This is a genomic window from Moraxella cuniculi DSM 21768, from assembly GCF_900156515.1.
Classification (GTDB): Bacteria; Pseudomonadota; Gammaproteobacteria; order Pseudomonadales; family Moraxellaceae; genus Moraxella; species Moraxella cuniculi.
Window position 1 is genome coordinate 1 of sequence record NZ_FTNU01000028.1, and the last position, 8,727, is coordinate 8,727.

The 8,727-nt window shown below is 40.4% G+C and carries 8 protein-coding genes; 5 read left to right on the forward strand and 3 right to left on the reverse strand.

The features are described from left to right. Nucleotides 1-129 precede the first annotated feature (129 nt). Nucleotides 130-603: a YiiD C-terminal domain-containing protein gene (locus BW928_RS10750; RefSeq protein ID WP_076556217.1), complete on the reverse strand. Its 474-nt coding sequence runs from the start codon at nt 601-603 to the stop codon at nt 130-132. 276 nt (nt 604-879) lie between these two features. Between BW928_RS10750 and BW928_RS10755 the strand changes: the two genes are divergently transcribed. The 4 genes from BW928_RS10755 to BW928_RS10770 all read left to right on the forward strand — a co-directional run bounded on the left by BW928_RS10755 (nt 880) and on the right by BW928_RS10770 (nt 3,997). Next, nucleotides 880-1,209, forward strand: coding sequence for an ArsR/SmtB family transcription factor (locus tag BW928_RS10755; protein WP_076556218.1), 330 nt, complete (start codon nt 880-882; stop codon nt 1,207-1,209). A gap of 133 nt (nt 1,210-1,342) precedes the next feature. Continuing rightward, a complete protein-coding gene (locus BW928_RS11515) occupies nt 1,343-1,750 on the forward strand; it encodes a DUF3865 domain-containing protein (protein WP_076556219.1) in 408 nt (135 codons plus the stop codon). After that, nucleotides 1,747-2,208, forward strand: coding sequence for a DMT family transporter (locus tag BW928_RS10765; RefSeq protein WP_076556220.1), 462 nt, complete (start codon nt 1,747-1,749; stop codon nt 2,206-2,208). The genes BW928_RS11515 and BW928_RS10765 overlap by 4 nt, the downstream gene beginning before the upstream one ends. A 787-nt stretch (nt 2,209-2,995) precedes the next feature. Continuing rightward, complete coding sequence (locus BW928_RS10770) at nt 2,996-3,997, forward strand: NADP-dependent oxidoreductase (protein WP_076556221.1); 1,002 nt, start codon at nt 2,996-2,998, stop codon at nt 3,995-3,997. Nucleotides 3,998-4,142: 145 nt separating this feature from the next. Here BW928_RS10770 and BW928_RS10775 read toward each other — a convergent pair whose 3' ends face one another. Continuing rightward, a complete protein-coding gene (locus tag BW928_RS10775) occupies nt 4,143-4,697 on the reverse strand; it encodes a DUF6630 family protein (protein WP_076556222.1) in 555 nt (184 codons plus the stop codon). A 36-nt stretch (nt 4,698-4,733) separates the two neighbouring features. Further along, entirely contained in the window at nt 4,734-5,216 is a 483-nt protein-coding gene (locus tag BW928_RS10780; RefSeq protein WP_076556223.1) for a hypothetical protein, read from the reverse strand. A gap of 1,384 nt (nt 5,217-6,600) precedes the next feature. Here BW928_RS10780 and BW928_RS10785 point away from each other — a divergent pair. Continuing rightward, nucleotides 6,601-7,812 carry an NADH:flavin oxidoreductase/NADH oxidase family protein gene (locus BW928_RS10785; RefSeq protein WP_076556224.1) on the forward strand — a complete coding sequence of 404 codons (1,212 nt, stop codon included), beginning with the start codon at nt 6,601-6,603 and terminating at the stop codon, nt 7,810-7,812. The last annotated feature ends 915 nt before the right edge of the window (nt 7,813-8,727 follow it).

The window sequence follows — 8,727 nt, forward strand, 5'->3', positions numbered from 1 at the left end:
GCCATCACAGACAGCTTGAAATCAAGTGTGTATTTTGCCATAGAAAGCACCCCAAGAGTTAGTAGTGGAATGTCTAACTTTTGGGGTGCGGTTCAAAGTTTTTGGGTTTTTATAAGATATTAAAGTGTGTCATTTACTGTCGTGGTTGTACTTATCACTTGAACTTCTTGCGGTATTGATGACAAATTCGCCCTCAAATACTGCCACAGTTTGCTTGTGGCATGATAGCTGGCATAGGACGGTGATTTTGCCTTTGTCTTTTTTGTCAAGCATGGTTTGGCAGGCGTGTTTTTGTTCTGGTAAAATCTGGCACGAAGCAACAATCTTGTCGTTTGCTGGAGCAAGATAGCGAATGTGGCTTTGGCGAATGACAATATTGCCCTGTGCTTGTGTAAATTGCGTATGCACAGCAAGCCATGCACACGCAGTTGCCATGAGTGATTGACTGCCGCCAAAAACCGTGCCATGGTGATTGCGGTTAATGGCAAAATCTGCCGACAAAGTTACTTTGCCAGCCTCTGCTTGCTGTAGCACCAATCCCAGTGCCTGACAGGCGGGGATATGTTCATACAGCCAGTGCTGCAATTGTGTCAGATTTTGCATTGATTGCCCTTATTGATTTTTATTTTATAAAACAAAAATCCGTGTGCGATATTCTGATTGATAAGAATCATAAAATCATTATAGTAAAAAATTTGACCATCAGCAACGAGCAAGCTACCTTGTGCTGGATATTTGATGGATAAAATTTTGGTTATTTTGGCATTAATTTGAAATGGTTTAATTTTTAATTAATAAAAGTTATCTTAATCATAAAAATGCTTGATTTTTGCCAAAATTTCCTTATAATTGGTTTAAATTTTTAAATATATAAACACAATGAGCCATCAACAAACTTTGCAATTGCTAAAAGACTGCATTCCGATTTTTACGGTACTGGCAGATGAAAACCGCCACAAGATTTTGTACCTGTTGCTGCAAAACGGTGCGATGAATGTTGGTGGATTGACCGAGCGGCTGCATCTGTCGCGTCCTGCGGTTTCGCACCATCTAAAGCTCATGTTGCAGGCGGGGACGGTGTCGGTTGAGCAGGTTGGCAAGGAGCGGTTTTATGCCATTGCCATGCACGAGCCGATTGAGCGACTGGAGCAGTTGGTTGCTCTGATGGCAGAGCATTGCCCTGATTTGGCGGAGAACGAGATAATTTAACTTAGAGTGGTTAAGTTAAAGAGTTGCAAATGTATTTATGATTTTTCTGCTTGCGTGTTAATGTATTCTTTGTTATTCTTAATGAAGGAGTGAGCAAAGAAAGTTCACATGCTTTTTTGTTCAACAAATCATCTTGTGTATATGCTCATGGTCTATACCAAAAAGATTTGGTTTTTTCAAAAGGATTGTCAAGCACAATGAGCTTGAAATCTGGTGCAGAAAAATTATTTCAGCAAGATGTGTATGTAATGTTAGGGCTGCACTAGCTCAAGAAATACACGCTTTACCACAGCTGGAATTGCTTTATCAAGGCAAGAGTCAGTCAAAGGGTGTATTTTCGCCATCACAATGGCATGATATTGCTGATTTTTATGAAATTCACTTAGATGGTACAGGGGCTAGGCATGCCGAAGACCTAAATCAAACAATTTGGCAATTTATCGATACTGATAAAAGACAAAGCAAATTTCAACAAGGATTTGATGAATTATTGACAAATCTAAATTTATTTTGGACTGGAATTAAAAAAGAATTATCATGAACCCACTTCCCTATATTGCGTTTAGCATCTTGGGCGGACTGATTATTCCGTTGCAGCTGGCGATGGTGAATGCATTTCGTCAAAGCACGCACGCCAGCCAGTTGCAAGCCACTTTTTATCTGTATGTAGGTGGGGCGATAGCATCACTGGTGCTGTCGCTGGTGTTTAGCGGTGGTATCAAACCACCACAAGTGCAATATGCTCAGTGGTGGATGTGGCTGACGGGGTTTTTGGGCAGTTTTTATATTCTGTTTATGTTTATCGCCGCCCCAAAAATCGGTGCCGCCAACACCTTGCTGTGGGTGTTTTTGGGGCAGATGCTGTTTTCTACACTGCTTGCCACAACTGGCTGGTTTGGTTTGCCTGTGCAAAAGGTGAACTGGCTCAAACTGTGCGGCTTGGGACTGGTGTTTGCTGGTGGCTTGGTAATGATTTATGCCGAAAGCCGTGGCAACTAAATTGATTTGGCATGGTATGTAACTTGGCTTTTAAATCAATTTTATTCACAACAGATGGTTGTATTATCTAATACAACCCAATCAATATTCCTGCCAAATGATTTGGCAAAATAAGATAAATCTAAACTGCCTTATCATGTAAATTTCTTTCATATCCGCCATTATGCTCAAATTATTTGGTTTAAAGATGTAATTGTCTTGACATATGATTATTGCTGATAATTGGGTCAAGTTCTTGATTTTTAAAATAAAAGATTAGCAAAACTAAATCAAAATAAAAACAAGGTTTTACCCTTGGCGGATAGGTTGATTTTTGGCATTGATTTGCTAAATTTCTTGATTTTTGCCAATAATGTCTTATAATAAGTTTAAATTTTTAAACTTATAACCATGAAAATGTCAATATGGCTCATTTATTGGCAGTTGTTATCAGGATTACCACCAAGCCCAGCCCATCAAACAGGGCTGTGGTTTAGAGCCGATCCATTTATATGGGTAGGCATAGCAATGAGGATTGCAAGTGATTGTTGCCAGCTCAAGGCGGACACACGCCACTTAACCCTGAAAAGTCTAAGGCTGTTTGGTTTGGATAAAGTCTCAAAGACTTTAAAGACGCTGCCAAGTTTGTGCGGTAATTGGCAAACACCCACTCTGTCAGTCAAATAAGGCTGCTGATTTGACGGTATTATTTGGCAGGTGGGCATGGTAGTATGTTTGATTTTCCTGATGATGGTCATTGACAAAAATTGATGTTTTTAAACTTGATAATTATGTGGAGTACAGAGCGATGAAGGCATATTTTATTAACCGTTATCAAAAAGCACCTGCGACCTTGACCGAGGTTGCCGAGCCGATGGTGGGCGATGATGATGTGTTGGTGCAGGTTGCTGCCGCAGGGCTGAACCATTTGGATTTACGCATTAAAAGTGGCGAGTTGAAGCTGTTGGTGCCATATCAATTTCCGCTGATTTTGGGACATGATGTAGCAGGGACGGTTGTGGCAGTGGGGAGCAATGTTCGTGATTTTCAAGTGGGTGATGAAGTTTTTGCCCGTCCACGCGATGGCAGAATAGGGGCATTTGCCGAAAAAATCGCCATTTGCCAAGATGATGTTGCCAAAAAACCTGCCAATGTTTCAATGACTGATGCTGCAGGGTTGCCGCTTGTGGCCTTGACAGCATGGCAGGCATTGGTGGAGATTGCCAAGATTCAGGCAGGGCAAAAGGTGCTGATTCATGCAGGGGCAGGTGGTGTGGGTTCGGTTGCCATCGCTCTTGCCAAACATTTGGGGGCGATTGTTGCGACCACGACCAGCACTGCCAATGTAGATTTTGTCAAAAACTTGGGTGCTGATGTGGTGATTGATTATAAAAAGCAGCATTTTGCCGATGTTTTGCAGGATTATGATGTTGTACTAAACAGTCTGGACGAAAAAACGCTGCTTGATTCGCTACAGGTGCTAAAACAAGGCGGCTGTCTGATTTCTATTTCAGGGCCACCAACGCCAGAATATGCCAAGCAGGCAGGATTGAACAAGCTGCTGCAGGGGGTGATGTGGCTGCTTAGCTACAAAGTCCGCCGTGCCTGTCGTCAAAAACAGGTGGATTATCAATTTTTATTTATGAAAGCAAGTGGTGGTCAGCTTGCCAAGATTGCCCAGTTGGTTGAAAAGGGGCATGTCACGCCACAAACCCAAGAAGTTTATGCTTTTGATGAGATTGCCGCGGCATTTGCCAAATTGCAAACAGGGCGGACGCGAGGCAAGATTGTGGTTGCGATGCGGAATTGAGCAGGGTGCTTTTAGGCTGCCTGAAAGCCAATTTATCAAATAAAACAGCTCTTGATTGTTAAGCAGTATTAAAAAGCAGTGCTTTTAGCCAAAGCAGGTTTGCTGATGTTGCCAAAGTTGTGGCATGGGCTAAAAGCAGCCGTTTTTATATTGTCTCGGCAAATTTCTGCCCTATTTGTTGGCTTGTTGTTTTTAAAAAATCCACATGCTCTTTTTTTATCGGAAAAACAATGTGGCTATCACTGTCAATATCCTGCTGCATCAACACAAGTGGTTGGTTTTGCCAATGGGCATTGATTTGCTCTATCCACAAGTGAACCGCTCCGCTTGCATCCAGCACAGGAAAATCAATCATAGGAAATGATTTAAGTCCTTGTAAATTTTGCAAAAAATACTCAAAATCTGCCAGCTCTTCTTTCCAGTCAAATTCGGCAGCGTAATGATGGGCAATCAAAATATCAGCAAAACCAATCCAATATAACGCTTCTTGCGATATTTGCTCGGGGTTTATGCCTCGTTCGTCATAGTAGTGCTGATGTGTCGCCAAAAATGTCGGCGTTTGTTCAAATAGGCTTCGGACTTTGTCCAAGACGGCGTCATCATTATCGCTGATGATTTGGGCAAATTGCAGATAAATTTCTTTGAGCGATTGCTTGGGTTTGTTGATTTTTTTGCTGAATAATTGAGCAAACCAGCCCATATTGTTTCCTTATTGATTTGTTGATAGTTGGTTAATTTAACTTAGCTGCTGGATAATGATATTGGCAAGCACCACAAGCAGTATAACTCCCATCGGCACCAGCAGTGGCATGGTTTCTTTGAGTTGATAGCGTGCATTTGGCTGCTCGCTGGGCTTAAAAAATTTGGGTGCTTTGTGCTCGATATGCAAATAATACCGCCCAGTTTTTAGATACCAGATGCGATAAATCTGCCTGCTCTCTGCAAAACTATTCTTGGCAACATAGCCAGTAATCGGAAAGCGAAGGAGCGGCTGTTTGTCTTGATTTAAAATCGTGGCAGGATACGCTCGGGCAGGGTTTAATTTGAGCAATTTGGCGTGTATCCAAAGGGCATAAAATCCTGATTTTTCAATCACAAATTCCAAAGTTTGCGGTTTGACTTCTGTGGTAAAAATTTCTTTGCCTTTGAATATTTTAAATAGCGTATAAATCATTATGGCGATGATAATTAGATCCACAAGGATAAACGGCACAGTCATCTTGTTGTTCCGATGGATTTTTACTTTATTTTTGGTGATAAATCCAGCCAAAATGGCATTTGGCGAGAGATGGGGTATATTTTAGCTGGAATGGTATTATTTTGATAGTCTGTGCTGGCGATAAGTGTGAAATATTTTAGCTTGGGGCAGAACGGTTTGGCGAAAAGAAAAACTGACGCTTTGGGGATTATGCTTCCCGAATGACTACCGAAAACCAGTCCGCTCGATCCCAAAATACTGTTTGCTGGACAGTGGCTAGATGAAGAAAGCGGGCTGGCGTATAACCGATTTGGATACTATGACCCAATTTTGGGAAATTGCATCAACTATGATTTGATTGACGGCGTGTAAAAAATAAATTTGAAGGCAGCCCCATTGATGTCCCAACGAATTTCTCCGCACATAACTGGAGTGAGTGGCATAACTCCAATGAAAGATTTACACCCCTTTCTACAAAAAATACTAGTATCAAACACCCAAAAACCCTGTCTAACTTGTCAGTATGTATCTGAACAACTAGGAGTAACTTTAAAATGAGAGCTGAAATAAAAGAACTATATGATTATTTAGACAGATGCGATGATGAATTAAATATCCATGAAAAACAATTTCTTCATTTAAAAGAATTGCAAAAGATAGCCAAGTCAATCTAGATGAGTTAAATGATCTGGCGTGGGATTTAAATGATAAGCTATTTGGTATCATGTACGATAATCATATTGATGGTATTGTATTAAGGTTTTTGCTTGGGGCTACAGAAAATAATAACGATAAAGATTATTTCGACCAATCGTTCGATTTTGACAATTATTTAATTGATAGGGCGGAAGAATTGGGGTACTAATGTCTTATTCTTTTTCTAGCAACACAAGTATCCACTGCTTTATCCCCGCTAAAGACATAATTTTTCCGAATATGCTAAAGTTTCAGAGAATGAAAACTGGTTAAGATTGCTACTGCTAAGGTGCTTATTTGCGTATAGATAATAATTTATTGACAGATTAATGCCATTTAATGAAGTTGGGAATATACAACTTGATTTGGCTATCAAACAATCAAATTAAACCATTGAAGGAGTTGAATTATTTAAAAAAATCTCTGGTTGCTAGAAATCCCACGAAAGGGGAGCGAAGGTGTTTAAATTTTAATTCTAGAAAAAGGATTGAAAAAATTAGAAAAACAAGCCGCAGAACTTTAGAGACTTTGGCAATTTTATTTCTGCAAATATAATCCAAGCATAAATTTGGCGATTTGGTGATGGTTGTGGATTTTGTACCGCTGGGTCATAAAAAAGTAGGGCAGCCTGATAATTTTGCTTGACAAGGCTGATTTTTTTATTATAATAGGTTTAAATATTTAAACTTATAAACTTTAAGGAGCTATTATGCTATTCCAACCATTTGGTTTTGCAACTGGTCAAATCGCCAAAAACCGCTTTTTTAAATCCGCAATGGAGGAGCAGTTGGCACAGTCAAGCCAGCCAACACAGACGCTGGTCAATCTGTACGATGCATGGGCAAAGGGCGGTGCAGGCGTGTTGGTAACGGGCAATGTGATGGTTGCTGAGAACGGCAAGGGTTCTTTGGCCGATGTGGTGCTGACCGATGAGCGAAGCATGGATATGCTCAAATCATGGGCGAAGGCAGGGACGCAAAATGATACTTTGCTGATTATGCAGATTAATCATGCAGGTAAGCAGTCGCCAAAAGTGGTGAATGCCACGCCAGTCGCTCCCAGTGCCGTTGCTTTGAAGGGCATGGACGGTTTTATCAATCCGCCGCGAGAGTTGGCAGAGCATGAGATTGAGACTTTGATACAAAATTTTGCCGACACTGCCAAAATCGCCGCCAAGGCTGGTTTTAGTGGCGTGCAGATTCATGCAGCACATGGCTATTTAATCAGCCAGTTTCTCTCGCCGCACCACAATCGCCGTAGCGACAAATGGGGTGGCAGCCTTGAAAATCGTATGCGGTTTTTGGTGGCGGTGTATCAGGCAATCCGTGCTGCTGTGCCGTCTGGATTTTTGGTGGGGGTGAAATTAAATTCTGCCGATTTTCAAAAAGGCGGTTTTGATGAGCAAGACAGTATTCAAGTGGTGCAAAAAATGGCAGAGCTTGGCATTGATTTTATTGAAATTTCGGGCGGCAATTACGAAAGCCCAGAAATGCTCACTGCCAAAGCAAGCACCAAAAAACGCGAGGCTTTTTTCCTTGATTATGCCGAAAAAGCCCGTGCTGTCTGCACCGCTCCGCTGATTATTACAGGCGGTTTTCGCTCAACCCATGCCATGAATGAGGCACTGCAAAGTGGGCATTTGGACTTTGTTGGTATAGCACGCCCATTTGCCCTGATGCCTGATTTGCCCAATCAAATCAAAAACAACAGTTATCAGACCATCACCACGAACCGCATCAAAACAGGCGTTGGTTTTGTTGATAATAAAGTCGGTGCAGTGCTTGAGATGGACTGGTATATGGCACAAATGGCATTGATTGGACGAGGTCAAAAACCCAATCTCAAGCTCTCGCCGTGGCGGGTGCTTGCCAAAGCACTTTGGACAAACGGCAAGGCAGGGCTATCAACAGGGCGAAGCTAAACCTACCGTTGCCCAGTTGGACAATGGACAGGTGTAAAATGTGCTAAAATTACAACTTTATTTCCCATATAAAGCGATAGGCTTTATATGGGGTTTTGTGATTATTTCAAGAAAATTTTCACAGAAGGAAATGATTGATGAAAAGAATCTGTTTTCTCACAATCATATTATCAATAATATTCTATCTTTGGATAAATTATTCATTGTATCCAGATTTGAAAAAAGCTTAATTATGACTTGGCAATGTGTTGAAATCAAAGTATGATTTGCAGGATTTTCTAGTGCAGGTAGGATTGATTACTTTTGATGGTGCGATTTTTCGCAGCCCAAACAATGGATTGTTAGAAAAGGCTTAAAGGCTTTGGGTGTTTGAAATAATAGTGTCGTAAAAATATTTTATCTTAAAGTAACCAAAGAGGGTGATGTGATTGAAAATCAATTTTTCTTAGATAACAACCTAAAAGGTTTTGATTACTTTTGTGATAAAAATTCTCAAATTATGATATCAAAAGTGACAGAGAGTTGATCTTATTATATATTGCCTATAAATTGCAAAATGGTAAAATCTGGTGCTATAGACTAAACTGCAGAAAAAAAGATTGGCAAAAATGGCCTGACTTATAATATAGAAAGAAAAGAGACTTTAATCACAGGTCCAGGTGGCATAAGAAAAATGGAGATGGGTTTTGAGATAATGCCAAATGGACAAAGAAAATTAACAACTATTATTGTAAAAGGTGGCTCTTAATGAGTATTTTATTTCCCAATTGTGATGATTATATCTCAAAATACGGTTGTGATAGTACATTAAATGATGATTTGGTAGTAGTCCAAAAAGTATGCTGTAACAAAAACTAAAAAGACAACTTGCACAAAAGTTGGTAATTTACGGTTATGAAGACACAAATTACCATT

Coding starts and splice junctions, on each gene's coding strand:
- BW928_RS10750 (WP_076556217.1), bottom strand. CDS start 603: ATGCAAAATCTGACACAATTGCAGCACTGGCTGTATGAACATATCCCC.
- BW928_RS10755 (WP_076556218.1), top strand. CDS start 880: ATGAGCCATCAACAAACTTTGCAATTGCTAAAAGACTGCATTCCGATT.
- BW928_RS10765 (WP_076556220.1), top strand. CDS start 1,747: ATGAACCCACTTCCCTATATTGCGTTTAGCATCTTGGGCGGACTGATT.
- BW928_RS10770 (WP_076556221.1), top strand. CDS start 2,996: ATGAAGGCATATTTTATTAACCGTTATCAAAAAGCACCTGCGACCTTG.
- BW928_RS10775 (WP_076556222.1), bottom strand. CDS start 4,697: ATGGGCTGGTTTGCTCAATTATTCAGCAAAAAAATCAACAAACCCAAG.
- BW928_RS10780 (WP_076556223.1), bottom strand. CDS start 5,216: ATGACTGTGCCGTTTATCCTTGTGGATCTAATTATCATCGCCATAATG.
- BW928_RS10785 (WP_076556224.1), top strand. CDS start 6,601: ATGCTATTCCAACCATTTGGTTTTGCAACTGGTCAAATCGCCAAAAAC.